Below are 25,853 nucleotides of genomic sequence, written 5' to 3'. Positions count from 1 at the left end.
CGCGCGCCCGCGCCCCGCCCAAGCGCCGGCCCGGCGCCAGAGGGGAAGCCGGGGCCGGCGCGCGCCTGGCCGGGCCCGCGAGGCCGCGGATGGCACGCAGATTGCTTGGGTATCCGTACTCGTACACAACAGAGGATCCCAGCATGAATGCCCCCGCTGCACAAACCCAGGGATGGACGCTGGCGCAATGGCGCCAGGCTTACCGGGAGGGCGCCGCGCCCGAAACACTGCTGGCCGCGTTCGCGGCCGGCGACGGTGGCGACAATGCCTGGATCGCGCGCCTGGACGCCGACGGGCTGGCCGCGCAACTGGCCGCCCTGGCCGAGCGCCTGCGCGGCGTGTCGGGCGATATGCGGCGCCTGCCGCTCTATGGCGTGCCCTTCGCGGTCAAGGACAATATCGATGCGCAAGGGTGGCCGACGACGGCGGCCTGCCCGTCCTTTGCCTATCCGGCCCAGGCCGACGCCACGGTGGTGGCGCGTCTGCGGGCGGCGGGCGCCATCCTGGTGGGCAAGACCAATCTCGACCAGTTCGCCACCGGCCTGGTGGGCACCCGCTCGCCGCACGGCGCGGTGAGCAACAGCTTCGATGCGCGCTATATCAGCGGCGGGTCGAGTTCGGGATCGGCCTCGGTGGTGGCGCGCGGCCTGGTGCCGTTCGCGCTGGGCACCGATACCGCGGGCTCGGGCCGCGTGCCGGCCGGCTTCAACAACATCGTGGGTCTCAAGCCCACGCGCGGCTGGCTGAGCACGGCCGGCGTGGTGCCGGCCTGCCGCACCCTGGACTGCGTGTCGGTGTTCGCGCTGACGGTGGAGGATGCCCTGGCCGTGGCCGACATCGCCGGCGGCTATGACCGCGCGGATGCGTATTCCCGCCCCGAGCCCTTGGGCGCGCGCCTGCCCTGGCACACGCCGCCGCGGCTGGCCGTGCCCGCGCAGTGCGAGTTCTTTGGCGACGAGGCCGCCCGGCAAGTGCATGAGGCGGCCCTGGCGCGGCTGGGCGAGATGGGCGCGCGGATAGAGACCATCGATTTCACCCCCTTTGCCGAACTGGCCGCGCTGCTTTACCAGGGACCTTGGGTCGCCGAGCGCTTTGCCGCCGTGCAGCCGCTGTGGCGCGAGCAGCCCGACGCCATTCATCCCGTGGTGCGCGGCATCGTCGAACAGGCCCAGGGCTTCAGCGCCACCGACGCCTTTGTCGCCGAGTACCGCCGCGCCGAACTCGCGCGGCGCATCCAGGACACGCTGGCCGGTTTCGATGCCCTGGTCGTGCCGACCGCGCCGTCCATCTACACCATCGAGCAATTGCAGTCCGATCCGGTGACGCTGAACTCGCGCCTGGGCATCTACACCAACTTCGCCAATCTGGCGGACCTGTCGGCGCTGGCCGTGCCCGCGGGCATGCGCGCCGACGGCCTGCCGGCCGGCATCACCTTCATCGGTCTTGCGTGGCAGGACCATGGGCTGGCGGCATTCGGGCAGCGCTGGCAGGCCGCGCTGCGCTTGCCGCTGGGCGCCACCGGCAAAGCCTTGCCGGCGGATTCTGGTGCGCCGCCCGCGCCAGCCGATACCGTGCGCGTGGCCGTGGTCGGGGCGCACCTGACCGGCATGCCGCTGAATCACCAGCTGACTTCGCGCCAGGCAAGGCTGGTGGAGGAGACCCGCACGGCGGCCGAATACCGGCTTTATGCGCTGGCCAACACCACGCCGCCCAAACCGGGGCTCGCCAGGGTGGGCGAGGGCGGGGCCGGCATCGTGGTCGAGCTCTGGGACGTGCCCAGCGCGCACTTCGGCGCCTTTGTGGCCGAGATCCCCGCGCCCTTGGGCATAGGCACGCTGGCCCTGGCCGACGGCCGGGAGGTCAAGGGCTTTATCTGCGAGGCGCATGGCCTGCAAGGCGCGCGCGACATCACTTCATTTGGCGGTTGGCGTGCCTTCCTGGCCGCCTCCCGATCCTGATCCAGGGAGCCGGCATCATGTTTGACACCGTACTGATCGCCAATCGCGGCGAAATCGCCTTGCGCGCCATCCGCACGCTCAAACGCCTGGGCGTGCGCAGCGTGGCCGTCTACTCCGACGCGGACCGCGACGCCGCGCATGTGCGCCAGGCCGATGTGGCGATCGCGCTGGGCGGAGAGAAAGCCGCCGACAGCTATCTGCGTATCGACCTGCTGCTGGAGGCGGCGCGCCGCACGGGCGCGCAGGCGGTGTTCCCTGGCTATGGCTTTCTTTCGGAGAGCGCGGAATTCGCGGCGGCCTGCGAGGCCGCGGGCCTGGCTTTCGTGGGGCCCACGCCGGGCCAGATCGAGGAGTTCGGCCTGAAACACCGGGCGCGGGAGCTGGCCCGGGCCGCCGGTGTGCCCATGACGCCCGGCACCGGCTTGCTGCCCAATCTGGGACAGGCCTTGCTGGAGGCCGAACGCATCGGCTATCCGGTGATGTTGAAGAGCACGGCGGGCGGGGGCGGCATCGGCCTGTCGCGCTGTGCCAACGAGGCCGAGCTCACGGCGGCCTACGAGGGCGTGCAGCGCCTGGGCGAACACTTCTTCCGCGATGGCGGCGTGTTCATCGAGCGCTATGTGGACCGCGCCCGGCATGTGGAGGTGCAGATATTCGGCGATGGCCAGGGCCGCGTGGTGGCCCTGGGCGAGCGCGATTGCTCGGTGCAGCGGCGCAACCAGAAAGTGATAGAGGAAACGCCCGCGCCGCATCTGCCCGAGGCCACGCGCGCCGCGCTGCTGGAGGCCGCGGTGCGCCTGGGCGTGTCCGTTGGCTATCGGTCGGCCGGGACGGTGGAGTTCATCTATGACGAGCGCGCCGGCCAGTTCTACTTCCTGGAGGTCAACACGCGCCTGCAGGTCGAGCATCCCGTAACCGAATGCGTGACCGGGCTGGACCTGGTGGAGTGCATGCTGCGCGTGGCCGCCGGCGATGCGCTGGACTGGGAGGCGATGGCCCGCCCGCCCGAGGGCGCGGCCATCGAGGTGCGCCTCTATGCCGAGGATCCGCTCAAGCAATTCCAGCCTTCTCCGGGGGTGTTGACCGAGGTGAGTTTCCCGCCCGGGCCGCGGGTCGACGGCTGGATCTCGACCGGCACCGAGGTGCCCGCCTTCTACGACCCGCTGCTGGCCAAGCTCATCGTGCATGGCCGCGACCGGGCCCAGGCGCTGCAGCGGCTCTCCGAGGCGCTGGGCGCCACCCGGCTGCACGGCATCGCGACCAATCTCGATTATCTGCGCCAGATCGTCGATGATCCGGCCTTTCGCGCCGGCCACGTCAGCACGCGCTTCCTGGAGGGCTTCGCTTATCGTCCCGCCATGCTGGAGGTGCTTGAACCCGGCACCTACACTAGCGTGCAGGACTATCCGGGCCGCGAAGGCTATTGGGACATCGGTGTGCCGCCGTCCGGGCCCATGGACGACTATGCCTTCCGCCTGGCCAACCGCATCGTGGGCAACGCCCCCGGCGCGGCCGGCCTGGAGGCCACCTTGCTGGGGCCGTCGCTGCGTTTCCATGGCGATGCTCTCATCGCGCTGACCGGCGCGCCGTGCGCGGCCACGCTGGACGGCGAGCCGGTCGCCATGTGGCAGCCCATCACGGTCAAGAGCGGGCAGGTGCTGGCTACCGGCCGGGTGCAGAATGGCTGCCGCCTGTATCTCGCCGTGCGCGAAGGCCTGGACGTGCCGGTCTATCTGGGCAGCCGCTCCACTTTCGCGCTGGGGCAGTTCGGCGGACATGCCGGCCGCGTGCTGCGCATGGGCGATATGCTGCCGCTGGGACGTCCGGAGCTGCCGGCCAGCCTCGCGCCGCACGCCACGCTGGCGCCGGCCGCGGCGCCTGCCGCGCTGATCCCGGCCTATGGCCAGCATTGGGAGATCGGCGTGCTCTATGGGCCGCACGGCGCGCCCGATTTCTTCACCCCCGAAGCCATGGACAGTTTCTTTGCGGCCGACTGGGAGGTGCACTACAACTCCAACCGCCTGGGGGTGCGGCTGATCGGCCCCAAGCCCGCCTGGGCGCGCGAAAACGGCGGCGAGGCCGGCCTGCATCCCTCGAACATCCACGATTGCGAATACGCCATCGGGAGTATCAATTTCACCGGCGACAGCCCCGTCATCCTGACGCGCGACGGCCCCAGCCTGGGCGGTTTTGTCTGCCCGGCCACGATCGCCCGCGCCGAGCTCTGGAAAGTCGGCCAGGTCAAACCGGGCGACCGTATCCGTTTCAAGCGCATCAGCTATGAAGCCGCCGTGGCCCTGGAGGCCGCGCAGGACCGCGCCATCGCCACGCTGGCGCCCGTGCCGCCCGAGGCGGTCACGGTCGGCACGGCTCGCGCCGCCACCGTATCGGAGACCGTGGTGGCCGAACTGCCGGCTCGCGAGGGCCGGCCCTCGGTGGCCTATCGGCAGGCCGGCGATGGCTATCTTTTGTTGGAGTACGGCGAAAACGTGCTGGACCTGGCGCTGCGCATGCGGGTGCATCTCCTGATGGAGGCCCTGGCCGCCGATCCGATCGCCGGTGTGCGCGAGCTGTCGCCGGGGGTGCGCTCGCTGCAGATACGCTATGACAGCCGCGAAATCCGCCAGGGCGTCCTGATCGAAAAACTCCTGCGCATCGAGGCGGCGCTGGCCGACGTGGCCACGCTCAGGATCCCCACCCGGGTGGTCTACCTGCCCATGGCCTTCGAAGACAGCGCCACGCTGGGGGCGGTGCAGCGCTACCAGGAAACCGTGCGCCCGCAGGCGCCCTGGCTGCCCAACAATGTGGACTTCATCCAGCGCATCAACGGGCTGGCGCGGCGCGAGGACGTCGAGCGCATCGTGTTCGAGGCCAGCTATCTCATCATGGGCCTGGGCGACGTCTATCTGGGCGCGCCTTGCGCCGTGCCCATCGACCCGCGCCATCGCCTGTTGACCTCCAAGTACAACCCGGCGCGCACTTTCACGGCCGAAGGCACGGTGGGGATAGGCGGCGTGTACATGTGCATCTATGGCATGGACTCGCCGGGCGGCTATCAACTGGTGGGCCGCACCCTGCCCATCTGGAACAAATTCCTCAAGAATCCGGTGTTCCAGGATGGGAAGCCCTGGCTGCTGCGCTTTTTCGATCAGGTGCGCTTCTATCCGGTCAGCGAGGCCGAGCTCGATGTCCTGCGGGCCGACTTCCGCGAGGGGCGCGCCTCGCTGCGCATCGAAGAAGAGGTTTTCGACTTCGCGGCCCACCAGCGTTTCCTGGACGAAGAGGCCGCCAGCATCGCCGCCTTCCAGGCGCGCCAGAAAACGGCTTTCGATGCCGAGGTGGCGTTGTGGAAGCACGAGGACACGGTCGTGCGCGAGGCCTTGCCCGACCCGGATGAGGCGGCCGCCCTGGCCGAAGACGAAACACTGGTGGCGGCGGATATGTGCGGCAGCGTCTGGAAAGTGCCGGTCGCGGTCGGCCAGAGCGTGGCCGCGGGCGACACCCTGGTGATCATCGAGGCCATGAAGATGGAATTGGCGGTGATCGCGCCGGCCGCCGGCGTGGTGCGGGCCATACGCTGCACGCCGGGCAAGCAGGTCAACAGCGGCGATGCGCTGATCGTGCTGGCCGAGGAATCCGTCTCCGCGCCGGTGCTCTGAAATGCGCGCCGCCTTGCGGATCAGCCCGATGCCCGGCCCCCCCGCGCCGGGGTCGCTGGCCGATGTGGTCTATGAACAGATCAAGGACGATTTGTTCGAGTTCCGCCTGCTGCCGGGCGATCTGTTCACCGAGGCCGACATCGCCCAGCGCCTGGGCGTGAGCCGCACGCCCGTGCGCCTGGGCCTGGCGCGGCTGGAGCGGGAAGGTTTCCTGCTGGCCCGGCCGCGAGCGGGCTGGCAAGTCCGGCCCTTTGATTTCGAGCGCTTCGAGGCCTTGTACGACCTGCGCATCGTGCTGGAGCAGGCGGCCGTGGAGCGCCTGTGCGCGCGCGGGCCCATGGACCTGGCCGGCCTGCTGGGCGCCTTGCAGGACGTGTGGTTCGTCCCGCCCGGGCAGCGCATCGGCGACGGCAGGCTGGTGGCCCAGCTGGACGAAGCCTTTCATTGCTCGGTGGTGGCCGCCGCCGGCAATGCCGAGATGGCGCAGGTGCATCGCGAAGTCACCGAGAAGATACGCATCATCCGCCGGCTGGACTTCACCAAGGACTTCCGCGTGGACGCCACCTATGACGAGCACGCCGCCATCCTGCGCGCCATCCTCGCCCGCCGCGCGGCCGAGGCGGCCCGTATGTTGCGCGCCCATATCGAATTGTCCAAATCGGTGGTGCGCAAGATCACCGTGCATATGCTGCACGAGGCGCGTGACCGCGCGGGTTGATCAGGGGGGGGCCCGCCGCCGGGTGACGGGGGCGTGGGAGTGTCTGACGCCGGGCGCGTCCCCCAATTTTCCTGTGTCGCCAGGGAATATTTCCGCCGCCGGCTTCGTCCATAGCTCTGCAACACCCCTTCACCACTTGAGGAGCAAGATCATGAAGCGACATTACGCCGCCCTGGCCCTGTTGGGCCTGAGCCTGGCCGCCGGCAGCGCCTATGCCCAGGCCCCGGCCAAGACCGAAGCCGGCATGCTGGTCGATGCCAAGGGCATGACGCTGTACACCTTTGACAAGGATACGGCCGGCAGCGGCAAGAGCGTCTGCAACGACGCCTGCGCCAAGGCGTGGCCGCCGCTGGCCGCCGCCGCCGATGCCAAGCCGCAGGGCGACTGGAGCATCGTCACACGCGACGATGGCGGCAAACAATGGGCCTACAAGGGCAAGCCGCTGTATCTGTTCGCCAAGGACAGCAAGGCGGGCGACAAGACGGGCGACAACTTCAAGGACGTGTGGCACATTGTGAAGCCCTGATACGGGATTCTCATGTCCGGCGATATCGAAGCCCTGATCGTGGCCTGCATCCCCAGCCTGCGGCGTTATGCCCGCGGGCTGACGGGCGACCGCGATCGGGCCGATGATCTGGTGCAGGACACGCTGGAGCGGGCCTGGAGCCGGTATTCGCGCTGGCAGCGCCGCGGCGAGTTGCGCGCCTGGATGTTCGGCATCATGCACAACCATTTCATCGACGGGCTGCGGGCCCAGAACCGCCAGCCTCCGTTTGCCGCGGCGTCCGCCATGGAGGACCTGCCGACCCGCGCCACGCAGGACGACGGCCTGGCGGTGCGCGATCTGGATCGTTGCCTGTCCCGTCTGTCGCCGGAGCTGCGCGCCGTGATCCTGCTGGTCTCGGTGGAGGAGTTCAGCTACCAGGAGGCCGCGCGCGTGCTGGACGTGCCGGTGGGCACGGTCATGTCGCGCCTGTCGCGGGCCCGTGAACGGCTGGCCGCCCTGTTGGCCGACGCGCCGCCGGCCTCGGCCACTTTGCACCGCATCAAACCATGAAAGACGACTCGATCGCCCCGTCCGCACCCATCGCCGAGGCGGATCTGCACGCCCTGGTCGATGGGCAGCTGCCGCCCGAGCGGCGTGACGAGGTCCAGGCCTATCTGGCGGGCAATGAGACCGCGCGGCGCCAGGTGGCGCAATGGGTGGAGCAGAAAAGGCGGCTGCGCGCGCACCTGGACGGCGTGCTGGACGAACCACTGCCGCTGCGCCTGCCCCTGCGTGCCGCGCCTGCCCGCGGCCGCGGCTGGGCCCTGGCGGCCGGCTTGCTGATCGCCGTGGCCAGCGGCGGGGCGGCCTGGGTGGCGCGCGGGGCCCTGGACGCGCGCGCCCAGCGCAGCCAGGTCGCCCAGGCCCTGGACAGCGGCGGCTTCGCGCAGCGCGCGGCCGTGGCGCATGCGGTGTTCGCCGCCGATATGCGGCGGCCGGTGGAGGTGGGCGCCGACCAGGAGCAGGCCATGGTCACCTGGCTCACACGGCGCCTGGGCTCCCCGGTCCGCGCGCCCGCGCTGGGGGCGGCCGGCTACGAGCTGGTGGGCGGGCGGGTGCTGCCGGGCGGACGCGGCGCGGTGGCGCAGCTGATGTACAGCTCCGCCTCGGGCCAGCGCCTGACGCTCTACCTGACCCACGAGGCCAAGGGCGAGACGGCGGCCTTCCGCTACATGCAGGACGGGCCGGTGCGGGTTTTCTATTGGATGGAGGGCAGCCTGGGCTATGCGCTGTCGGGCGAAGTCTCGCGCGAGGAATTGCTGCGCCTGGCCCAGGATGTCTACCGCCAGCTCGGGCCGGGCCTGCCGGCGCCGGAGGGCGCCTTGCGCAGGCCCTAGACCGAGCGGGTGATGCCGCCGTCGATGCGGATGTTCTGCCCGGTGATATAGCTGGAGCGCGCCGAGGCCAGGAAGGCGATGAGATCGGCGACCTCCTCGGCGCGGCCATAGCGGCCCATGGGGATGCGCCCGCGCCGCTCTTCCTTCTCGGGCAGGCTGTCGATAAAGCCGGGCAGCACGTTGTTCATGCGCACATTGGATGCCGCATACTCGTCCGAGAACAGCTTGGTGAAGGCCGCCAGGCCGGCGCGGAACACGCCCGACGTGGGGAAGGCCGCTTCGGGCTCGAAGGTGGCGTAGGTCGAGATATTGACGATGGAGCCGCCTTGCTGGGCCTGCATGATGGGCGCCACCAGGCGGGTGATGCGCACCACGTTCAGCAGATAGAACTCCATGCCGCGCGCCCAGTCCGCGTCGCTGATCTCCAGCAGCTTGCCCTTGGGGCCATGGCCGGCGCTGTTGACCACCGCATCGATCCGTCCCCATCGCTGCATCGTGGCGTCAACCAGCCGGGCGATGTCGTCGACCGACAGATTGGAGCCGGTCACGCCCAGCCCGCCCAGCTCCGCGGCCAGCGCCTCCCCCTTGCCCGAGGAGGACAGTATCGCCACCTGGAAACCCTCCTGGGCGAGCTTGCGGGCGGCCGCCGCTCCCATGCCGCTGCCTCCGGCCGTGATGATGGCGACTTTGTGCTGGCTCATGTGTGCTCCATGTCTGCGAAAGAGGAGCCGCTATTTGAGCAGGCGCCATCGGCCGGCGCAAACATAACCCTGCCGGCGCTCCGCCTTTGCGCCCGGGCTAGCCGCCGCGCCGGCTGCTGGCGGTGATGCCCGCCGAGGCGACGACGATGGCGGCCACGGCCAGCCACTGCCGCGGGCTGAGGGTCTCGCCCAGGAAGAGCAGGCCGGACAGGGCGCCGAACACCGGCTCCAGGCTGAGGAGCGTACCGAAGGCGCGTGCCGGCAGACGCCGCAGCACCTGCATCTCCAGCGCATAGGGCAGGGCGCTGGACAGGATGGCCACGGCAACCGCCCAGGGCAGCAGTCCGGGCGCGAACAAGGCGGCCGGGCCCGCGTGCGCCAGCCCGAAAGGCAGCACGCCCAGCGCGGCGATGCCGGCGGCCAGCGCCACCGTGCGCGAGCCGTGGCGCAGGCCGGCGCGCTGGCCGAAGACGATGTAGAGCGCCCAGCACAGGCCGGCGGCCAGCGCATAGGCCACGCCTTCGGGGTCCAGGCTGCTCAGGCTGGCGCCATGCGGAACCAGCGCCAGCAGGCCGGCGGCGGCCAGGGCGATCCAGGCAAAGTCCCGCGGGCGGCGCGACGTCAGCACGGCGACGGCGAAGGGACCGGTGAATTCCAGCGCCACGGCGATGCCCAGCGGCACGGTGCGCAGCGCCATGTAGAACATCAGGTTCATGCCGCCGAGCGTCAGGCCGTAGAGGGCGACGTCGCGCCAGCCCCGCGCATCGAGCCTCAGGCGCCAAGGCTGGAGGATGGGCAGCAGGATGAGCGCCGAGAAAAACAGGCGCAGCGCCGCGGTGCCCTGGGCGCCCACGGCGGGAAAGAGCGTCTTGGCCAGCGCCGCGCCGCCTTGCAGCGAGGCCATGGCAATGAGAAGCAGGACGACCGGGTAGAGCGGGGAGCGGGACATGGAGCGGGGAATGCAGGCGAGCCCGCGATTCTACGGCACCCGGCCGCCGTGCCGGTCCGCTCAGTGCACCAGGGTGACGGGGCGGTCGGCCAGGCTGATCACCTTGGTGGCCACCGACCCCAGCAGCACGCTGGCCACCGAGCCCAGCCCGCGCGAACCCATCACGATTTCGCTGGCTTCGCAATCGCGGGCCACCTGGACAATGGACTCGGCCACCACGCCGATTTCATTGTGCACCTCATAGGGCATGCCGGCCTTGTCCAGCAAGGCAAGCGCATCCTTCAGGGCCGCGGCGCTTTCTTCGGCGTGGTAGGCGTCGATATCCTCTTGCGTCAGGCCCAGGTGCAGGCCCTGGCGCAGCAGCGGGGGCTGCACCGTGACCAGGTGCACGCGGCCCAGCCTGGGGTAGAGCCTGGGATTGAGAACGGCCGAGAGGGCGCGCAGCGCATGTTCCGAACCGTCGACGGGGACGACAACCGGCTTCATGATCTTCCTCCTTGAAGGGCGCCGGAAAAAGGCGCGTCTACGATCAATGTAAAACACATCGGCGACGCCGTCTCTGCGCCAGCGCAAGCCGGGCGTTGGGGCCCGCGTCTCCCCCGGGGCGGGCCGCGGCATTTGCTCCCGGCCGCGGGCAGGAGTAGCCTTGCCGCCATTATTTGAACAAAGCCCGCCCGAGACCCGCGAGCCCGCCATGACTGCGATATCGCCCAAGGCCGAGACCGGCCGGCCTTCCTGTACCCAGCTTTTCTATGGATTTTTCCGCCTGGGCATCACCGCCTTCGGCGGCGCCCTGCCGCTGGCGCGCCGCATGCTGGTGGAGAAAGAGCGCTGGCTTACCGGCGAGGAGTTCACCGACTTGCTCGGTTTGTGCCAGTTCCTGCCGGGCGGCAATGTGATCAATATGTCGGTGGCGGTCGGCGCCCGCTTCCATGGCCCCCGCGGCGCCTTCGCCGCCCTGATGGGCCTCATCCTCGCGCCTTCTCTCATCGTGATCATGCTGGGCTCGGTCTACCAGCGCTACGAAAGCGACCCGCACATCCAGCATATGTTCGCCGGCCTGGCCGCGGCGGCCGCCGGGCTGCTGATCTCCATGGCCGTCAAGATCGCCAAGCCGCTGCGCGGCAATGGGCCAGGCATCGCGATCGCCCTGGCCTGTTTCGCGGCCATCGCCGTGCTGCGCCTGCCGCTGTTGCCCACCATGCTGGTGCTCACCCCGCTGAGCATTTTCCTGACCTGGCGGTGGCGCCGATGATGTCCGTCCTGATTTCGCTGGCCATCATCTTCACGCAGCTGTCGCTATTGGCCTTCGGCGGCGGCAACACCATCCTGCCCGAGATGCAGCGCCAGGTGGTCGAGGTGCACCAATGGATGTCGGCGGCCGAGTTCGGCGCCCTGTTCGCCCTGGGCCAGGCCGCGCCCGGCCCCAATCTCATGGTCGTCACCCTGGTGGGCTGGCATGTGGCCGGGTGGATGGGCATGCTGGTGACGACGGTCGCCAAGTTCGGGCCTTCTTCCGTGGTGGTGGTGCTGGTCCTGCGTCTGTGGGAGCGTTTCAAGGACAAGCCCTGGCGCGCCGTGGCGCAGGCCGGGATTTTTCCCATGACCGCCGGTTTGATGGCGGCCAGCGCGGCGCTGATCACGCAGGCTTCGGTGCATAGCTGGGTGACGGCCGCCATCGCGGGCCTGGTGGCGCTGACGGCGACGCTGTCGCGCCTGCATCCGCTCTGGCTGCTGGCCGCCGGCGCCCTGGCGGGGCTGGCCGGCGGCGGTTGAGCCTTCGGCACCCGCGGCGGCGGGCCTCAGGCGGCCGCCAGGCGCCAGAGCGAGGTCAGCTCGCGCGAGCGCGCTTCATGCAGCGGGTCCTTGTCGTCCCGGGCACGGGGGTGCAAGGGCTGGGCGGTGTGGCGTTCGAGCACCCGCAGACCGGCCTGGGCGATCCAGTCCTGGAGCTCGTCCGGGCCGCGCAGGCCGAGATGCTCGGCCAGGTCGGAAAGAATGAGCCAGCCTTCGCCGCCGGGCAGCAGATGCGCCGGCAGTCCCCGCAGGAAGGCGCGCAGCATGCGGCTGTCCGGGTCGTACACGGCATGCTCGATGGGTGAACTCGGTTTGGCCGGCAGCCAGGGCGGGTTGCAGACAATGAGCGCGGCGCGGCCCTCCGGGAACAGATCGGCCTGCCGCAGGCTGACCCGCGCGGCCAGGTCCAGCCGCTGCAGGTTGTCGCGGGCGCAGGCCAGCGCGCGCGGATCCAGGTCGGTGGCGATGACCGGGTGCGGGCTGCGCCGCGCCAGCACGGCGGCCAGCACGCCCGTGCCGGTGCCGATATCGAAGATGGGGCCTTGCGGCAGCGGCGCGCGCGCCACCAGGTCGATGTACTCGCCGCGCACCGGCGAATACACCCCATAGCAGGGGTGGATATGCTGTCCGCCCAGGGCCGGGATGGGCACGCCTTTCTTATGCCATTCGTGGGCGCCCAGCAGGCCTTGCAGCTCGCGCAGCGACATCAGGCAGGGCGCCTCGATGCCCGCGGCCGCGCAGGCCGCGGCGACCGGCGGGGCGCGGCGCAGGTCCAGCGCGTAGCCGGCGCCGATCTCGACCAGCAACTTGCCCAGCGTGCGCGCGCGCTGCGCCTGCCACATGCGATGCTGGTTGAAGCGCTCGCGGGGCGTTTCGGCCAGTTTGGGCGGGCGCTTGTCCATGCGCCGCGTCATGGCCTGCAGCAGCTGGCGGGCGTTATGGAAATCGCCGCGCCACAGTAGCGCGGTGCCTTCGCAGGCCTTGCGGTAGGCGGTGTCGGCCGGCATGCGGTCGTCGATGACTTCGATGCGCGTCGGCGCCGGGGCGCCGTTTTCCGATTGCCAGCGGGCTTGCCGGGGGCTGCCGTCGGCGTCGGTCCATTGGACCGGGGAAGAAGAGGAGGAGGGCATAGGCTGGCAATGTAGCCGGTTTTCGCCCGGTCCGGGCCGCCGCCCGCCGGGCAACCTAGGCCCGGCGGGGCTGGCGGGGCGTCAGGCGGGCGCTGTTCTGCATCACGGCCTGGCGCAGCAGGGGATGCAGCGCGATCCCGGGCGCCTGGCCGTCGGGATGTTCGGCCAGGAAGTCCAGCAATTGCCAGCGCATGCGAGGCTCCCAGAATTTCTCGATATGGTTGGCGATGCCCTCCAGCGCTTCGGCATTGTCGGGATAGGCCTCGAAGAAGTCGCCGATGCGATTGGCCATGCGGATGAGGTTGGTGGCGTCCATGCGGATAGGGAATAGGAGGCCGGCCTCAATAGAGCCGGCCAGGATGGGTGTAGAGCGTGGCGTCGGCCCCGCGCACAAAGCCGGCCAGGGTCAGGCCGGTCTGCTCGGCCAGGCGCCGGGCCAGGGCGGTGGGCGCGGAAACGGCGGCCAGCACGCCGATGCCGGCGCTGGCGGTCTTCTGCACCATTTCGAAACTGGCCCGGCTGGAAACCACGGCCATGCCCTGCGGGCCGGGCAGTCCGGCGCGGGCCAGCGCGCCGATGAGCTTGTCCAGGGCGTTGTGGCGTCCCACGTCTTCGCGCGCGATGCGCAATTCGCCCGAGGCGTCGGCCCAGCCCGCCGCGTGCGTGGCGCCCGTGAGGTCGTGCAGGGGCTGGCGGGCGCGCAAGGCGCGCATGGCCGACAGCAGGCCGGCCAGCGGCAGGGGCGGCAAGGCCGGCAAGGCGGCGACCGGACGCAGCACCTCGGGCAACGTCTCCACGCCGCACAGGCCGCAGCCGGTGCGCCCGGCCATGGCCCGGCGCCTTTCCTTCAGGCGGACCTCGCAGGCCGTGGCGATCTCCAGCTGCACCACGATGCCGTCGGCGCGCGCATCCAGGTCGATGCCGCGCACATCGCCGGGCGCGCCGATGATGCCTTCGGTCAGGGCGAAGCCCAGCGCGAAGTCCTCCAGGTCGCGGGGCGTGGCCAGCATGGTCGCGTGGCTGATGCCGTTGAACTCCAGCGCGACCGGCGTTTCCTCGGCCAGCCTGTCCGCCTCGGGCGCGGCCTGCTTGCGTCCTTCGCGCACGCGCAATACCTCCACGTCGCGATGATCGGGCCAGGCGCTTGCGGGGGAGGTGGTCATGTCGGGTCTTCGCAGGGGGTTATTTCCCGACGACCGCGGCGCTGTCGCGTTCGCGCAGCAGGCGATGCTGCGTCTCGGTAAAGCGCGTCCATTGCCGCTGCCATTCCGAGGGTTGCGATACCCGCGTGACCTGCACCGCCGTCACCTTGTACTCGGGGCAGTTGGTCGCCCAGTCGGAGTTGTCGGTCGTGACCACGTTGGCGCCGGATTCCGGGAAGTGGAATGTCGTGTATACCACGCCTGGCTGGACGCGGTCAGTCAGGGTGGCGCGCAATACCGTCTCGCCGGCCCGGCTCTGTATGCCCACCCAATCGCCCTCGCGCACGCCCCTGTCCTCGGCGTCTTGCGGATGGATCTCCAGCACATCCTCGGCATGCCAGCGCACGTTCTCGGTGCGCCGGGTCTGCGCGCCGACGTTGTACTGCGACAGGATGCGCCCCGTGGTCAGCAGCAGCGGGAAGCGGCGCGTGCTGCGCTCGTCGGTGGGGACATAGCGCGTGATCATGAAGCGGCCCTTGCCGCGCACAAAGCCGTCGACGTGCATGATGGGCGTGCCGTCCGGGGCGTCGTCGTTGCAGGGCCATTGCAGGCTGCCGGCGCGGTCCAGCTTGTCATAGCTGACGCCGGCGAAAGTGGGCGTCAGGCGCGCGATTTCGGCCATGATCTCCGACGGATGCCGGTAGTGCATGGGATAGCCCAGCGCATTGGACAGGGCCATGGTGATCTCCCAGTCGGCCATGCCGTTGCGCGGCTCCATGACCTTGCGCACGCGCGAGATGCGGCGCTCGGCATTGGTGAAGGTGCCGTCTTTTTCAAGGAAGGACGAGCCGGGCAGGAAGACGTGCGCGTACTTGGCCGTCTCGTTCAGGAAGAGATCCTGCACCACGATGCACTCCATGGCCGACAAGGCGGCGGCCACGTGCTGGGTGTTGGGATCGGATTGCACGATATCCTCGCCCTGGCAGTACAGGCCCAGGAAGCTGCCCGCCAGCGCCGCCTCGAACATATTGGGAATGCGCAGGCCGGGTTCGGGCTGCAGCGTCACGCCCCAGTCGGCCTCGAACTGGCGGCGCGTCCCGTCGTCGGAAATATGGCGGTAGCCGGGCAGCTCATGCGGGAAGGAGCCCATGTCGCAGGAGCCCTGGACATTGTTCTGGCCGCGCAGCGGGTTCACGCCCACGCCCTCGCGTCCCACATTGCCCGTGGCCATGGCCAGGTTGGCGATGGCCATGACCGTGGTCGACCCCTGGCTGTGCTCGGTCACGCCCAGGCCATAATAGATGGCGCCGTTGCCCCCGCCCGCGTACAAACGGGCCGCGCCGCGCACCAGCTGCGCCGGCACGCCGGTGATTTCCTGGGTGGCTTCCGGCGAGTGCTCGGGGCGCGCCGCGAAGGCTTTCCATTGCTCGAAGGCCGGGGCTTCGCAGCGCTCGGCGACAAAGGCCTCGTCGACCAGGCCCTCGGTGACGATGACATGGGCCAGCGCCGTCAGGAGCGCCACGTTGGTGCCGGGACGCACCTGCAGATGGTAGTCGGCCTTGATATGCGGCGAGTCCACCAGCTCGATGCGGCGGGGGTCGATGACGATGAGGCGCGCGCCCTGGCGCAGGCGTTTTTTCAGGCGCGAGGCAAAGACCGGGTGGCCGCTGCTGGGATTGGCGCCCATCACGATGACGACATCGCTGTGCATGACCGAGTCAAAGGTCTGCGTGCCGGCCGATTCGCCCAGCGTCTGCTTCAGGCCATAGCCCGTGGGCGAATGGCATACGCGCGCGCAGGTGTCGACGTTGTTGGTGTTGAAGGCCGCGCGCACCAGTTTCTGCACCAGCCAGGTTTCTTCGTTGGTGCAGCGCGAGGAGGTGATGCCGCCCACGGCGTCGCGTCCGTGGCGGGCCTGGATGCGGCGGAATTCCGACGCCGCGTACTGGATCGCTTCGTCCCAGGACACCTCCTGCCAGGGGTCGGTGATGCGCTTGCGTATCATGGGCTTGAGCACGCGCTCGCGGTGCGTGGTATAGCCCCAGGCAAAACGGCCCTTGACGCAGGAGTGTCCGCGATTGGCCTGGCCGTCTTTCCAGGGCACCATGCGCACCACTTCCTGGCCCTTCATCTCGGCCTTGAAGCCGCAGCCCACGCCGCAATAGGCGCAGGTGGTGATGACGGCATGCTCGGCCTGGCCCATCATGATGACGGTCTTTTCCTGCAGCGTGGCCGTCGGGCAGGCCTGCACGCAGGCGCCGCAGGAGACGCATTCGCTCTCCATGAAGGGCTGGTCCTGGCCCGGCGAGACGCGCGAGGCAAAGCCCTTGCCGGAGATGGTCAGCGCGAAGGTGCCCTGGGTTTCCTCGCAGGCGCGCACGCAGCGGTTGCAGACGATGCACTTGGACGGGTCGTAGCTGAAATAAGGATTGGACTCGTCCTTGGCCGCCTGCAAGTGATTGGCGCCCGTCTGGCCATAGCGCACATTGCGCAGGCCCACCACGCCGGCCATGTCCTGCAGCTCGCAATCGCCGTTGGCCGGACAGGTCAGGCAGTCCAAGGGGTGGTCCGAAATATAAAGCTCCATCACCCCCCGGCGCAGATCATGCAGCTTGGGCGTCTCGGTCAGCACCACCATGCCTTCCTCGGCCGGCGTGGTGCAGGAAGCGGGGTAGCCGCGCCGGCCTTCGATCTGTACCAGGCAGAGGCGGCAGGAACCGAAGGGCTCCAGGCTGTCGGTGGCGCAGAGCTTGGGGATGTTGATGCCGGCCTCGGCGGCCGCGCGCATGACCGAGGTGCCCTCGGGCACCGATATGGCCTGTCCGTCGATGGTGAGCGTCACCAGGCGTTCGCCCTGGCGCGCGGGGGTGCCCAGGTCGCGGTCGCGTTTGATCACGGTTTCGAGCATGTCGTTCTCCTTCAGGCGGCCTGGGTGATCTGCCCGAAGTCTTCGGGGAAGTGGTTCAGCGCGGACAGCACGGGATAGGGCGCCATGCCGCCCAGCGCGCACAGCGAGCCGCCCAGCATGGTGTCGCAGAGGTCGCGCAGGAGATGGATCTGCGCCTGGCGGGCGGGCCCGCCGGCGATGATGCGGTCTATGGTCTCGACGCCGCGCGTGGAGCCGATGCGGCAGGGCGTGCACTTGCCGCAGGATTCGACGGCGCAGAACTCCATGGCATAGCGGGCCATCCGGGCCATGTCCACGCTGTCATCGAAGGCGACCACGCCGCCGTGGCCCACCATGGCCGAGATAGCGATATAGGCCTCGTAATCCAGCGGCACATCCCATTGGGACTCGGGCAGGTAGGCGCCCAGCGGGCCGCCGACCTGCGCGGCGCGCAGTGGCCGCCCGCTGGCGCTGCCGCCGCCGAAGTCATAGAGCAGCTCGCGCAGGCTCAGGCCGAAGGCCTTCTCGACCAGTCCGCCCTGCTTGATATTGCCGGCCAGCTGGAAGGGCAGCGTGCCGTGCGAGCGGCCCACGCCATAGTCGCGGTAATAGGCCGCGCCGCGCGCCAGGATGGTCGGCACGGTGGCCAGCGAGATCACGTTGTTGATGACGGTCGGCTGCCCGAACAGGCCGCTGACGGCGGGCAGCGGCGGTTTGGCGCGCACCACGCCGCGCTTGCCCTCCAGGCTTTCCAGCAGCGAGGTTTCTTCGCCGCAGATATAGGCGCCCGCGCCTTGGCGGACTTCCAGGTCGAAGCGCCTGCCGCTGCCGTGGATGTCTTCGCCCAGCCAGCCCACCTCGCGCGCGCGCCCGATGGCCGCGCGCAGCGTCGCGATCGCGTGCGGGTACTCGGAGCGGACGTAGATGTAGCCGTAATCGGCGCCGACGGCCAGGCCGGCGATGGTCATCCCCTCGATGAGGGCATAGGGGTCGCCCTCCATGAGCAGGCGGTCGGCAAACGTGCCGGAATCGCCTTCGTCGGCATTGCACACGATGTACTTGGTGGCCGACGGCGCGCCCAGCACCGTCTTCCACTTCAGGCCGGTGGGAAACGCCGCGCCGCCGCGTCCGCGCAGGCCCGAGGCGGTGACTTCCTCGACGATCTCTGCCGGGGTCATGGCCAGGGCGCGCTCCAGCCCGGCCAGGCCGCCATGGGCGGCGTAGTCCTGGAGGGAAAGCGGGTCGGTGATGCCGACACGGGCGAAGGTCAGCCTTTCCTGGCGGCGCAGGTAGGGAATCTCTTCGGTCAGTCCGTGGGCCAGGGGATGGCCGGCCCGCCCGGCAAGCCAGCCGGCGGCAAACAGCGTGGCGACATCCTCCGGCGCCACCGGGCCGTAAGCCATGCGCCCCAGGGGCGTGGCGATCTCGACCAGCGGTTCCAGCCACAGCAGGCCGCGCGAACCGTTGCGCACGATTTCCACGGCCAGGCCCAGGCGGGCGGCCTCGGCCTCGATGGCGCCGGCCACCTCGTCGGCGCCGACGGCCAGGGCGGCCGCGTCGCGGGGGACGTAGATTCGGATGGGGGCGCTCATGCCTGGCGCTCCCGGTCGATCAGCTGATCCAGCCGCGCGGCTGTCATGCGCGCGTGGGGCCGGCCGTCGAGCATGAGGGCGGGGGATTGGGCGCACAGCCCCAGGCAATAGGCCGGCTCCAGGGTGAAGGCGCCGTCGGCGCTGACGCCGTGGAAACCGCAGCCCAGGCGGGATTGCGCATGGGCCGCGATGGCCTCGCCGCCCATGGCCTGGCAAGCCTCGGCGCGGCAGATCTGCAAGGTATGGCGGCCGCCCGGTTCGCTGCGGAAATGCGGATAGAAGGTAATGACGCCATGGACCTCGGCGCGCGAGAGCGACAGCGCCTCCGCCATGACGGCGACGGTCTCGGCGGGGATATGGCCCAGGGCTTCCTGCACGGCATGCAGCAGCGGAAGCAGGGCGCCGGGCTGGCCGGCATGGCGGGCCGCCAGCTGGCGCGCCGTGGCGATCGGGTCGGGAGCGGACACGTCCGCGGGCGTACAGGCCAAGGCCATGGAGTCTCCTGGCGGCGCCGCTACGGCGCCGAAAACAGATTGCTTGCCGCCTTCCGGGTGTTTAATATGCTTTCAAAAACATATTAAAACCGTAGGAAAGACAGGAACTTCGCCGTACTCTAATCGCCTGGCGGCCTCACTTCAATATGCAATAAATGACATATAACTTCCGCATAGGCCTGCGCCCGCAGTGGTATCTGGCGCCCGGAGGCGACAGCGCCGGCACGCCGCTGCACGAATTGCTCGCCCTGTTGACCGCCATCGAGGCCGAAGGACATATCGCCGGCGCCTGTAAAAGCTGCGGGCTGTCGTATCGCCACGGCTGGGGATTGCTGCGCCGCTTCGAGGCCGCGTTCGGCACGGCGCTCATCCAGACGCGGCGGCGTCAGGGCAGCCAGCTCTCGCCTTTCGCGCAGCGACTGCTGTGGGCCAACCGCCGCATCGAGGCCCGGCTGGCGCCCACCCTGGAGAGCCTGGCTTCGGAGCTGCAGGAGGAGCTGCAGCGCCTGCTGCCGCAGGAGCGGCCGGCCCTGCGCCTGCAGGCCAGCCACGGTTTCGCCGTCGAGGCCCTGATGCAGCACCTGGACGGCGCGGGCGTGGAGCTGCGCTACCGCAATGCCAGCGAGGCGCTGGCGTCGCTGGCGCGCGGCGATTGCGACCTGGCCGGTTTCCAGCTGCCGCAAGGCGAGTTCGAGCGCGACATCCTGGCCCATTACGCGCAGTGGCTGGACCGCGAGGCGCATATGCTCATCCAGTTGGCGGTGCGCAATACCGGTTTCTTCGTCATGGCCGGCAACCCCAAGGGCATCCGCGGCGTGGCCGACCTGGCGCGGCCGGACGTGCGCTTCGTCAATCGCCAGATGGGATCCAGCACCCGTTACCTGGCCCATCTTTTGCTGCAGCGCAGCGGCATCGACGTCGGCCGGGTGCAGGGCTTCCAGACCAATGAGTTCACGCATATGGCGATAGCCGCCCATATCGCCAGCGGCATGGCCGATGTGGGCATGGGCGTGGAGACCGCGGCGCGGCGCTTCGGGCTGGACTTCATCCCCCTGGTGCGGGAGCGCTATTTCTTTGCGCTGCGCCGCGCCGAGCTGGCCCAGCCGGCCATGCAGGAGTTCCTGCGGGCCTTGCGCAGCCCGGCCTACCTGGGCGATATCGGCGCTTTGCCCGGCTATGACGCGCGCGATTGCGGCCGCCTCATGAACCTGTCCGAGGCGTTTCCCTGAGCCGCGCTTCAAGGGCTATCATCCCGCTATGTCTTCCGTGATCTATCTCGCCGATGAGCGACCCGCCGCCGTCACGCCGCCGCCCGAGGGCGAGCCGCTGCTGGACCGGCGCGCGCGTCCTTTGCGCGACCTGCGCATCTCGGTCACGGACCGCTGCAACTTCCGTTGCACCTATTGCATGCCGCGCGAGGTCTTTGACGCCAACTACCGCTTCATGCCGCATTCGGCGCTGCTGTCCTTCGAGGAGATCACGCGCGCGGCGCGCATCTTCGTGCGGCTGGGCACCGAAAAGATCCGTCTGACGGGCGGCGAGCCGCTGCTGCGCAAAGACATCGACAAGCTGATCGCCATGCTGGCCGGGCTGCGCACGCCGCAGGGCCGGCCGCTGGATCTCACGCTGACCACCAACGCCAGCCTGCTGGCGCGCAAGGCGCGCGCACTCAAGGCAGCCGGCCTGGCGCGGGTCACGGTGAGCCTGGACGCGCTGGATCCGGCGCGCTTCGCGCGCCTGGCCGATGCCGACTACACGCCCGGCGACGTCCTGGCGGGCATCGACGCGGCGGCCGAGGCGGGCCTGCCGGTCAAGGTCAACATGGTGGTGCGCCGGGGCGTCAACGATGCGGAAATCCTGCCCATGGCGCGCCGCTTCCGGCATAGCGGCCATGTGCTGCGCTTCATCGAGTACATGGATGTGGGCAACAGCAACGGCTGGAATGTCGCCGAGGTGCTGCCCAGCGACGAGCTGCTGGCGCGCCTGCGCGAGCACTTCGCGCTCGAGCCCGTCGACGATGCGCCCATGGGGCGGGTCGCCGAGCGCTGGCGCTATGCCGACGGGGCCGGCGAAGTCGGCGTGATTTCCAGCGTCACGCACGCCTTTTGCGGCGGCTGCACGCGGGCCCGCCTGTCGCCCGAAGGGCAGCTGTTTCTGTGCCTGTTCGCCTCGCGCGGGCACGATGTGCGCGCGCTGCTGCGCGGCACCGCCGGCGACGAGGCCATCGCCGCGGCGCTGGCCGGCATCTGGACGGCGCGGCAGGACAATTACTCCGAACGCCGCGGGCAGGCCACGGCCGTGCGCGACAAGATCGAAATGAGTTACATCGGTGGCTGATATCACAATCGCCGGCCTGATCCTGGCCGGAGGCCAGGGCAGCCGCGTCAACGAGGCCGACAAGGGGCTGCTGCCCTGGCGCGGCAAACCCCTGGTGGCCCATGTGGCCCAGCGTCTGGCCCCTCAGGTCGGCCGCCTCATCATCAGCGCCAACCGCAATGCCGAGGCCTATGCCGTCTTCGGGCAGGTGGTGGGCGACGACGCCCGCCTGGGGGCCTGGCAGGGGCCGCTGGCGGGCCTGGCCGCGGGCCTGGCGGCCTGCACCGAAGAATGGCTGGTCTGTGTGCCTTGCGATACGCCGCTCATCCCGCAGGATCTGGCGGCGCGCCTGACGCAGGCGGCCCTGTCCTCCCGGGCGCCCCTGGCGGTGGCAAGCTGCCAGGGCCGCCGCCATGCGGTCTGCATGGCGCTGCGTCCCACGCTATTGGACGATCTGCGCGCCTACCTGGCCGCGGGCGACCGCAAGGTCGCCTGGTGGCAGGATCGCGCCGGGGCCGTCGAAGTCTCATTCGACGATGTGCCCCAGGCCTTCCTCAATCTCAACACCGCGGAAGACTTCGCCTTCGCCCAGGGCTAGGCCTGCCACAGGCGCAGGTCGTAATAGCGCACGCGCGTGCCGTCGCCGATGTCGGTGTCGCAGGGCAGGCGCGCCAGGCCGCTGGCCCAGGGCAGCGAGCTCATCACGCCCGAACCCTGGTTGCCATAGGCGTGCAGTTCGGGTGTCTCGCCGGCCTGGTACCGCACCCGGAGGAATTCCTCGCGCCCATCGCGGCGGGTGCGCTGCGTGCGCAGGGGCACCCAGTCCACGCGCGGGTAGATCTCGCCGCGGCCCTGCATGCGGCGCACCAGCGGCGACACCAGCACCGTGAAGACGGCGTAGGCCGAGACCGGATTGCCCGGCAGGCAGACCAGCGGCTTGCCCTGGACGTGGGCCAGCGCCACCGGCTTGCCCGGTTTCATGCGGACCTTCCAGAGCACCAGCGAGGCGCCCATGGACTCCAGCACGGGCTTGACCAGGTCGCGCTCGCCCACCGACACGCCGCCCACGCTGAGCACCAGGTCGCAATCGCGCAGCAGGCGCGTGAAGGCGGCGTTCAGGCTGGCCTCGTCATCGCGCGCATGCAGCACATGCGTGGCCTCGGCGCCCATGCCTTCGGCCAGGGCGGCCAGCATGGCGCCGTTGGAGTTGTAGATTTGCTGCGGCTGGCGGTGCGAGCCGGGCGGGACCAGTTCGTCGCCGGTGGTGAGGATGCCCACGCGCAGGCGCCCGTAGACCTCGGCCTGGGCCAGGCCCTGCGAGGCGAGCAGGGCGATGTGGGCGGCCTGCAGCACCGTGCCCGCGGCCAGCAGGAGCTGGCCGGCGGCCGTATCCTCGCCGCGCTTGCGCACATGCTGGCCGGCGCGCGGCGCCTGCAGGATCTCGACCCGTCCGTCGGCCTCGCGCGTGTCCTCCTGCATGACGACGGTGTCGGCGCCCTCGGGCATCAGGCTGCCGGTGAACAGGCGGGCCGCCTGGCCCGGCGCCAGCGCGGCCGGCATGTCGCCGGCGAAAACACGCTGGGTCACGGGCAGGGCGCGGCCGGCCTCGTAGTCGGCATGGCGGATGGCATAGCCGTCCATGGCGCTGTTGTCGGCCGGCGGCAGGTCCAGCGTCGCCAGGATGTCCTGTGCCAGCACCCGGCCGGCCAGGCTGGCCAGCGGCAAGGTTTCGCGCCGCGTAATGGCTTGCGCGGCCAGGGCCAATTGCGCCTGGGCCTGGTCGAACTCCATCATGGTGCGTCCTTGCGCGACAGGTGGGTGGCGAAGTTGCAGGGCTTGTGACGGCTGTCCAGCTGTTCGGCGATGATGCGCGTCCAGGCCGTCTGGCAGGCATTGTTGGAGCCCGGCATGCAGAAGATCACGGTGTTGTTGGCGTAGCCGGCCAGCGCGCGCGACTGGATGGTGGACGAGCCGATCTCCTCATAGGAAACCTGGCGGAACAACTCGCCGAAACCGTCGATCTCCTTGTCGAACAGCGGACGCACCGCCTCGGGCATGGAGTCGCGGTGCGAGAAACCCGTGCCGCCGGTGGTGAGGATGACCTGCACCTCGGGGTCGGCGATCCAGTCGCTCATGACGCGGCGGATGAGGTAGACGTCATCGCGCACGATGTCGCGGCGCACGCAGATATGGCCGGCCTGGGCCAGGTTCTGGGCCAGGAGGTTGCCCGAGGTGTCGTCTCCGGCGCTGCGGGTGTCGCTGACCGTCAGCACGGCGCAGGCCAGCGGGATATTGTTGTCGGCGTTCATGGTTTCTCCTTGTTGTCTTCCCAGGCGAGAGTGCGGTCTTCGTCGTCGGCGCGCTGCTCGACCCAGAAGCGCTTGCCATCGGCCAGGGTTTCGCGCTTCCAGAAGGGCGCGCGCGTCTTGAGGGCGTCGATCATGAACTCGCAGCCGCGAAAGGCATCGCCCCGGTGCGCGCTGGCGGCGGCCACGAAGACGATCTGGCTTTCGCGCGGCAGGGCGCCCACGCGGTGGGCGATGAGGGTGCCAGCCAGCTGCCAGCGTTCGCGGGCCGTGTGGGCGATGGCCTGCAGTTCGCGCTCGCACATGCCCGGGTAGTGTTCGAGGTACAGGGTATCGGTGGCCTGGCCGGGCGCGTAGTCGCGCACATAGCCCGTGAAGGTCACGATGGCGCCGGCCTGGGCGCCGACCTCGGCGCGCAGGGCGGCGGTGAGGGCGGCCGTGTCGAAATCGGCCTCCTGGACGAGAATCATGGCCTCATCCCCCGGTGACGGGTTCGAAGACCGCCACCTCGTCGCCCGCGGCAAGGGGCGCGCGTCCCTTGACATGGGTCTGGTTGACGGCGACTTTCAGGCGGCCGGCGTGCGCCAGCTGCGGATAGCGCGCCGCCAGGTCTGCCAGCAGCTGGACCGTGTCGGCCGGCTCGGGCAGGGGCAGGCGTTCGCCGCGCTTGCCCAGCATCTCCGCCACGCGGGCGAAGTAAAGCAGCTCAATCATGGCGCCATTCACCGCTTTTTCCTCCCGCCTTGTACGCCAGGCGTATCTGTTCGACCACGATGCCCTTGTCGGCCGCCTTGCACATGTCGTAGATGGTCAGCGCGGCCACGCTGCAGGCGGTCATGGCCTCCATTTCGACGCCGGTCTTGTAGCGTGTGCGGCAGGTGGCGCGGATCTCGATGCGGTGAGACTGCTCGTCCAGCGAGAACTCGATGCCCACGAAAGACAGCGGCAGGCTGTGGCACAGCGGAATGAGCTCGGCGCATCGCTTGGCCGCCAGCACCCCGGCGACGCGGGCGGTGTTCAGGACCTCGCCCTTGCCCTGGCCGGGCTGGGTCAACAGGCCGTAGGCTTGGGGGCTCATGCGCACCGCGGCCTGCGCGATGGCGACGCGGTCGGAATCGGCCTTGTCGCCGACATCGACCATGCGAACCTGGCCGCTTTCGTCCAGATGGCTCAGGGAGGGTAGGGTGTCAGACATCTCAAAAGGCAAAAGATCAGGGTGGATGGAAGGCTGGGGGCGGGCCGGCCGCCGCCCAGCCTTATGATAGACGAGCCCAGTCGGGGGCGCGATAATCCCCGGCAAACCTGTCAGGAGTGGTCGATATGTCCTTTCGCATGCCTGCACTGAAACTTTCGCGCCGCGGCGCGAAAATCCTAGGGGCGGTCGTGCTGGTCATGCTCCTGCTGGCCGGTCTGGCGGCCTGGCAGGTGCCCAAGGTGCTGCGCGGCGCCCTGACCGGAGACGTGGCGGCCCTGCTGGGCCGGGATGTCAGCGTGGGCGATATCTCCTTCAATCCCTTCACCCTGACGGTGCGGGCGCATGACCTGGCGATCGCCCAGCCGCGCTCCGAAACCCCGCTGCTGAAGGTCGGGCTGCTCGAGGCCAGCGCGGCCTGGCGCTCCCTCCTGTGGTTCGCGCCCGTGGTCGATTCGGTGCGCGTGGTCGATCCCCAGGTCGACGTGGTGCGCGAGGACGTCACGCGCTTCAATTTCTCGGACATCCAGCAAAAATTGGCCGAGCAGGCCGCCAAGGCGCCGCCCGACCCCCAACCCAAGGAGGGCCTGCCCCGCTTCTCGCTGAACAATATGCGCCTCGAAGGCGGCCGCATACGGCTTGACGACAAGGTCACGGGCCGCAAGCAGGTCATCGACGAGATCACGCTGGGCGTGCCCTTCATCTCCACCTTTGGCTATGCCACGGACATCGACGTCCAGCCCAAGGTGCATCTGCGGGTCAACGGCAGCCCCTTCGACCTGGACGGCGTGGCGCGGCCCTTCGACAAAGTGCCGCATTCCACCCTGAACCTCAATTTCTCGGGCCTGGAACTCGAAAAATGGGCCGACATCTGGCCCATGGCGCTGCCGGTCAAGCTGCAGCGCGCCTTGCTGGATTCCGACCTGCAGGTCCGCTTCGAACAGCCCAAGGACGCGCCGCCGGCCATCAAGGTGGTAGGCGATGTGGGGCTGCGCCAGCTGGATGTGCGCGAGGCCTCGGGCGATAACCTGCTCAAGTGGAGCTCGCTGGTCGTGCGGCGCATTTCCACCGAACCCTTGAAGCAGCAGCTCTATATCGGCGAGGTGGAACTCTGGGCCCCGCAGGCCC

26 protein-coding genes are annotated in these 25,853 nt (G+C 69.6%); 12 read left to right on the top strand and 14 right to left on the bottom strand.

Translation table 11 applies throughout. The features are described from left to right. Positions 1 to 143: 143 nt before the first annotated feature. The 6 genes from atzF to AXA74_RS21895 all read left to right on the top strand — a co-directional run bounded on the left by atzF (position 144) and on the right by AXA74_RS21895 (position 8,219). The gene (atzF, locus tag AXA74_RS21920) at positions 144 to 1,958 is read left to right on the top strand and encodes an allophanate hydrolase (protein WP_032961041.1); all 1,815 of its coding nucleotides are present in this window, start codon (positions 144 to 146) and stop codon (positions 1,956 to 1,958) included. Positions 1,959 to 1,975: 17 nt separating this feature from the next. Further along, positions 1,976 to 5,617, top strand: coding sequence for an urea carboxylase (uca, locus tag AXA74_RS21915; protein WP_032979680.1), 3,642 nt, complete (start codon positions 1,976 to 1,978; stop codon positions 5,615 to 5,617). 28 nt (positions 5,618 to 5,645) lie between these two features. Beyond that, positions 5,646 to 6,335 carry a GntR family transcriptional regulator gene (locus AXA74_RS21910; RefSeq protein WP_032955614.1) on the top strand — a complete coding sequence of 230 codons (690 nt, stop codon included), beginning with the start codon at positions 5,646 to 5,648 and terminating at the stop codon, positions 6,333 to 6,335. A 151-nt stretch (positions 6,336 to 6,486) separates the two neighbouring features. After that, positions 6,487 to 6,861 carry a COG4315 family predicted lipoprotein gene (locus tag AXA74_RS21905; protein WP_032955608.1) on the top strand — a complete coding sequence of 125 codons (375 nt, stop codon included), beginning with the start codon at positions 6,487 to 6,489 and terminating at the stop codon, positions 6,859 to 6,861. Positions 6,862 to 6,873: 12 nt separating this feature from the next. Next, positions 6,874 to 7,392: an RNA polymerase sigma factor gene (locus AXA74_RS21900; RefSeq protein WP_032955607.1), complete on the top strand. Its 519-nt coding sequence runs from the start codon at positions 6,874 to 6,876 to the stop codon at positions 7,390 to 7,392. After that, positions 7,389 to 8,219 (top strand): anti-sigma factor family protein, encoded by an 831-nt coding sequence (locus AXA74_RS21895; protein ID WP_029579300.1) that lies wholly within the window; start codon positions 7,389 to 7,391, stop codon positions 8,217 to 8,219. The genes AXA74_RS21900 and AXA74_RS21895 overlap by 4 nt, the downstream gene beginning before the upstream one ends. Here AXA74_RS21895 and AXA74_RS21890 read toward each other — a convergent pair. The 3 genes from AXA74_RS21890 to AXA74_RS21880 all read right to left on the bottom strand — a co-directional run bounded on the left by AXA74_RS21890 (position 8,216) and on the right by AXA74_RS21880 (position 10,355). Continuing rightward, on the bottom strand, positions 8,216 to 8,920 hold the full coding sequence (locus tag AXA74_RS21890; protein ID WP_029579301.1) for an SDR family oxidoreductase: 705 nt from the start codon (positions 8,918 to 8,920) through the stop codon (positions 8,216 to 8,218). The genes AXA74_RS21895 and AXA74_RS21890 overlap by 4 nt on opposite strands. A 97-nt stretch (positions 8,921 to 9,017) precedes the next feature. Beyond that, positions 9,018 to 9,824 carry an EamA family transporter gene (locus AXA74_RS21885; protein ID WP_029579302.1) on the bottom strand — a complete coding sequence of 269 codons (807 nt, stop codon included), beginning with the start codon at positions 9,822 to 9,824 and terminating at the stop codon, positions 9,018 to 9,020. 105 nt (positions 9,825 to 9,929) lie between these two features. Then, a complete protein-coding gene (locus AXA74_RS21880; protein WP_032955603.1) occupies positions 9,930 to 10,355 on the bottom strand; it encodes a universal stress protein in 426 nt (141 codons plus the stop codon). A 208-nt stretch (positions 10,356 to 10,563) separates the two neighbouring features. On the opposite strand from AXA74_RS21880, the gene AXA74_RS21875 reads away from it, so the two are divergent. Next, a complete protein-coding gene (locus AXA74_RS21875; RefSeq protein ID WP_029579304.1) occupies positions 10,564 to 11,124 on the top strand; it encodes a chromate transporter in 561 nt (186 codons plus the stop codon). Beyond that, positions 11,121 to 11,645 (top strand): chromate transporter, encoded by a 525-nt coding sequence (locus AXA74_RS21870; RefSeq protein WP_029579305.1) that lies wholly within the window; start codon positions 11,121 to 11,123, stop codon positions 11,643 to 11,645. Before AXA74_RS21875 ends, AXA74_RS21870 begins: the two co-directional genes overlap by 4 nt. A 26-nt stretch (positions 11,646 to 11,671) precedes the next feature. Here the strand turns inward: AXA74_RS21870 and AXA74_RS21865 are convergent, their stop codons facing one another. Genes AXA74_RS21865 through AXA74_RS21840 form a run of 6 tightly spaced genes read right to left on the bottom strand, consistent with a single transcriptional unit; the run spans position 11,672 to position 18,911 of the window. Next, complete coding sequence (locus tag AXA74_RS21865; protein ID WP_032961046.1) at positions 11,672 to 12,796, bottom strand: methyltransferase; 1,125 nt, start codon at positions 12,794 to 12,796, stop codon at positions 11,672 to 11,674. A 55-nt stretch (positions 12,797 to 12,851) separates the two neighbouring features. Next, the gene (locus tag AXA74_RS21860) at positions 12,852 to 13,112 is read right to left on the bottom strand and encodes a formate dehydrogenase subunit delta (RefSeq protein ID WP_029579307.1); all 261 of its coding nucleotides are present in this window, start codon (positions 13,110 to 13,112) and stop codon (positions 12,852 to 12,854) included. A 25-nt stretch (positions 13,113 to 13,137) separates the two neighbouring features. Further along, positions 13,138 to 13,959 (bottom strand): formate dehydrogenase accessory sulfurtransferase FdhD, encoded by an 822-nt coding sequence (gene fdhD / locus AXA74_RS21855; RefSeq protein ID WP_029579308.1) that lies wholly within the window; start codon positions 13,957 to 13,959, stop codon positions 13,138 to 13,140. Positions 13,960 to 13,978: 19 nt separating this feature from the next. After that, positions 13,979 to 16,846 (bottom strand): formate dehydrogenase subunit alpha, encoded by a 2,868-nt coding sequence (gene fdhF / locus AXA74_RS21850; RefSeq protein ID WP_032979682.1) that lies wholly within the window; start codon positions 16,844 to 16,846, stop codon positions 13,979 to 13,981. Positions 16,847 to 16,857: 11 nt separating this feature from the next. Further along, on the bottom strand, positions 16,858 to 18,417 hold the full coding sequence (locus tag AXA74_RS21845; protein ID WP_032979683.1) for a formate dehydrogenase beta subunit: 1,560 nt from the start codon (positions 18,415 to 18,417) through the stop codon (positions 16,858 to 16,860). Further along, a complete protein-coding gene (locus AXA74_RS21840; RefSeq protein WP_029579311.1) occupies positions 18,414 to 18,911 on the bottom strand; it encodes a formate dehydrogenase subunit gamma in 498 nt (165 codons plus the stop codon). Before AXA74_RS21840 ends, AXA74_RS21845 begins: the two co-directional genes overlap by 4 nt. 155 nt (positions 18,912 to 19,066) lie before the next feature. Here AXA74_RS21840 and AXA74_RS21835 point away from each other — a divergent pair, with 155 nt between their 5' ends. The 3 genes from AXA74_RS21835 to mobA are packed head-to-tail and all read left to right on the top strand — an operon-like array spanning position 19,067 to position 21,825. Beyond that, positions 19,067 to 20,140 (top strand): substrate-binding domain-containing protein, encoded by a 1,074-nt coding sequence (locus tag AXA74_RS21835; RefSeq protein ID WP_032955600.1) that lies wholly within the window; start codon positions 19,067 to 19,069, stop codon positions 20,138 to 20,140. A gap of 28 nt (positions 20,141 to 20,168) precedes the next feature. Beyond that, a complete protein-coding gene (moaA, locus tag AXA74_RS21830) occupies positions 20,169 to 21,248 on the top strand; it encodes a GTP 3',8-cyclase MoaA (RefSeq protein ID WP_029579313.1) in 1,080 nt (359 codons plus the stop codon). Further along, a complete protein-coding gene (gene mobA, locus AXA74_RS21825) occupies positions 21,241 to 21,825 on the top strand; it encodes a molybdenum cofactor guanylyltransferase MobA (protein ID WP_029579314.1) in 585 nt (194 codons plus the stop codon). Before moaA ends, mobA begins: the two co-directional genes overlap by 8 nt. On the opposite strand, the gene AXA74_RS21820 is transcribed toward mobA, so the two are convergent. The 5 genes from AXA74_RS21820 to moaC are packed head-to-tail and all read right to left on the bottom strand — an operon-like array spanning position 21,822 to position 24,728. Further along, a complete protein-coding gene (locus tag AXA74_RS21820) occupies positions 21,822 to 23,021 on the bottom strand; it encodes a molybdopterin molybdotransferase MoeA (protein WP_032979685.1) in 1,200 nt (399 codons plus the stop codon). The genes mobA and AXA74_RS21820 overlap by 4 nt on opposite strands. Beyond that, a complete protein-coding gene (gene moaB / locus AXA74_RS21815; protein ID WP_029579316.1) occupies positions 23,018 to 23,536 on the bottom strand; it encodes a molybdenum cofactor biosynthesis protein B in 519 nt (172 codons plus the stop codon). Before moaB ends, AXA74_RS21820 begins: the two co-directional genes overlap by 4 nt. Then, complete coding sequence (locus tag AXA74_RS21810) at positions 23,533 to 24,003, bottom strand: molybdenum cofactor biosynthesis protein MoaE (RefSeq protein WP_029579317.1); 471 nt, start codon at positions 24,001 to 24,003, stop codon at positions 23,533 to 23,535. The genes moaB and AXA74_RS21810 overlap by 4 nt, the downstream gene beginning before the upstream one ends. Positions 24,004 to 24,007: 4 nt before the next feature. Continuing rightward, positions 24,008 to 24,259, bottom strand: coding sequence for a molybdopterin converting factor subunit 1 (gene moaD / locus AXA74_RS21805; RefSeq protein WP_029579318.1), 252 nt, complete (start codon positions 24,257 to 24,259; stop codon positions 24,008 to 24,010). Then, entirely contained in the window at positions 24,240 to 24,728 is a 489-nt protein-coding gene (moaC, locus tag AXA74_RS21800; RefSeq protein WP_029579319.1) for a cyclic pyranopterin monophosphate synthase MoaC, read from the bottom strand. The genes moaD and moaC overlap by 20 nt, the downstream gene beginning before the upstream one ends. Before the next feature lie 125 nt (positions 24,729 to 24,853). Here moaC and AXA74_RS21795 point away from each other — a divergent pair. After that, a partial coding sequence (locus tag AXA74_RS21795; RefSeq protein WP_155680910.1) for an AsmA family protein occupies positions 24,854 to 25,853 on the top strand: 1,000 nt, incomplete at its 3' end.

This window comes from Bordetella hinzii LMG 13501, from assembly GCF_001548475.1.
Lineage (GTDB): Bacteria > Pseudomonadota > Gammaproteobacteria > Burkholderiales > Burkholderiaceae_B > Bordetella > Bordetella hinzii.
The sequence above is the reverse complement of the archived record's forward strand: the minus strand, read 5'-3'. Positions and strand labels throughout refer to the sequence as shown.

Bases quoted from the DNA above. Each gene is read 5' to 3' on its own strand.
- atzF (WP_032961041.1), top strand. From the start codon at position 144: ATGAATGCCCCCGCTGCACAAACCCAGGGATGGACGCTGGCGCAATGG.
- uca (WP_032979680.1), top strand. From the start codon at position 1,976: ATGTTTGACACCGTACTGATCGCCAATCGCGGCGAAATCGCCTTGCGC.
- AXA74_RS21910 (WP_032955614.1), top strand. From the start codon at position 5,646: ATGCCCGGCCCCCCCGCGCCGGGGTCGCTGGCCGATGTGGTCTATGAA.
- AXA74_RS21905 (WP_032955608.1), top strand. From the start codon at position 6,487: ATGAAGCGACATTACGCCGCCCTGGCCCTGTTGGGCCTGAGCCTGGCC.
- AXA74_RS21900 (WP_032955607.1), top strand. From the start codon at position 6,874: ATGTCCGGCGATATCGAAGCCCTGATCGTGGCCTGCATCCCCAGCCTG.
- AXA74_RS21895 (WP_029579300.1), top strand. From the start codon at position 7,389: ATGAAAGACGACTCGATCGCCCCGTCCGCACCCATCGCCGAGGCGGAT.
- AXA74_RS21890 (WP_029579301.1), bottom strand. From the start codon at position 8,920: ATGAGCCAGCACAAAGTCGCCATCATCACGGCCGGAGGCAGCGGCATG.
- AXA74_RS21885 (WP_029579302.1), bottom strand. From the start codon at position 9,824: ATGGCCTCGCTGCAAGGCGGCGCGGCGCTGGCCAAGACGCTCTTTCCC.
- AXA74_RS21880 (WP_032955603.1), bottom strand. From the start codon at position 10,355: ATGAAGCCGGTTGTCGTCCCCGTCGACGGTTCGGAACATGCGCTGCGC.
- AXA74_RS21875 (WP_029579304.1), top strand. From the start codon at position 10,564: ATGACTGCGATATCGCCCAAGGCCGAGACCGGCCGGCCTTCCTGTACC.
- AXA74_RS21870 (WP_029579305.1), top strand. From the start codon at position 11,121: ATGATGTCCGTCCTGATTTCGCTGGCCATCATCTTCACGCAGCTGTCG.
- AXA74_RS21865 (WP_032961046.1), bottom strand. From the start codon at position 12,796: ATGCCCTCCTCCTCTTCTTCCCCGGTCCAATGGACCGACGCCGACGGC.
- AXA74_RS21860 (WP_029579307.1), bottom strand. From the start codon at position 13,112: ATGGACGCCACCAACCTCATCCGCATGGCCAATCGCATCGGCGACTTC.
- fdhD (WP_029579308.1), bottom strand. From the start codon at position 13,959: ATGACCACCTCCCCCGCAAGCGCCTGGCCCGATCATCGCGACGTGGAG.
- fdhF (WP_032979682.1), bottom strand. From the start codon at position 16,846: ATGCTCGAAACCGTGATCAAACGCGACCGCGACCTGGGCACCCCCGCG.
- AXA74_RS21845 (WP_032979683.1), bottom strand. From the start codon at position 18,417: ATGAGCGCCCCCATCCGAATCTACGTCCCCCGCGACGCGGCCGCCCTG.
- AXA74_RS21840 (WP_029579311.1), bottom strand. From the start codon at position 18,911: ATGGCCTTGGCCTGTACGCCCGCGGACGTGTCCGCTCCCGACCCGATC.
- AXA74_RS21835 (WP_032955600.1), top strand. From the start codon at position 19,067: ATGACATATAACTTCCGCATAGGCCTGCGCCCGCAGTGGTATCTGGCG.
- moaA (WP_029579313.1), top strand. From the start codon at position 20,169: ATGTCTTCCGTGATCTATCTCGCCGATGAGCGACCCGCCGCCGTCACG.
- AXA74_RS21820 (WP_032979685.1), bottom strand. From the start codon at position 23,021: ATGATGGAGTTCGACCAGGCCCAGGCGCAATTGGCCCTGGCCGCGCAA.
- moaB (WP_029579316.1), bottom strand. From the start codon at position 23,536: ATGAACGCCGACAACAATATCCCGCTGGCCTGCGCCGTGCTGACGGTC.
- AXA74_RS21810 (WP_029579317.1), bottom strand. From the start codon at position 24,003: ATGATTCTCGTCCAGGAGGCCGATTTCGACACGGCCGCCCTCACCGCC.
- moaC (WP_029579319.1), bottom strand. From the start codon at position 24,728: ATGTCTGACACCCTACCCTCCCTGAGCCATCTGGACGAAAGCGGCCAG.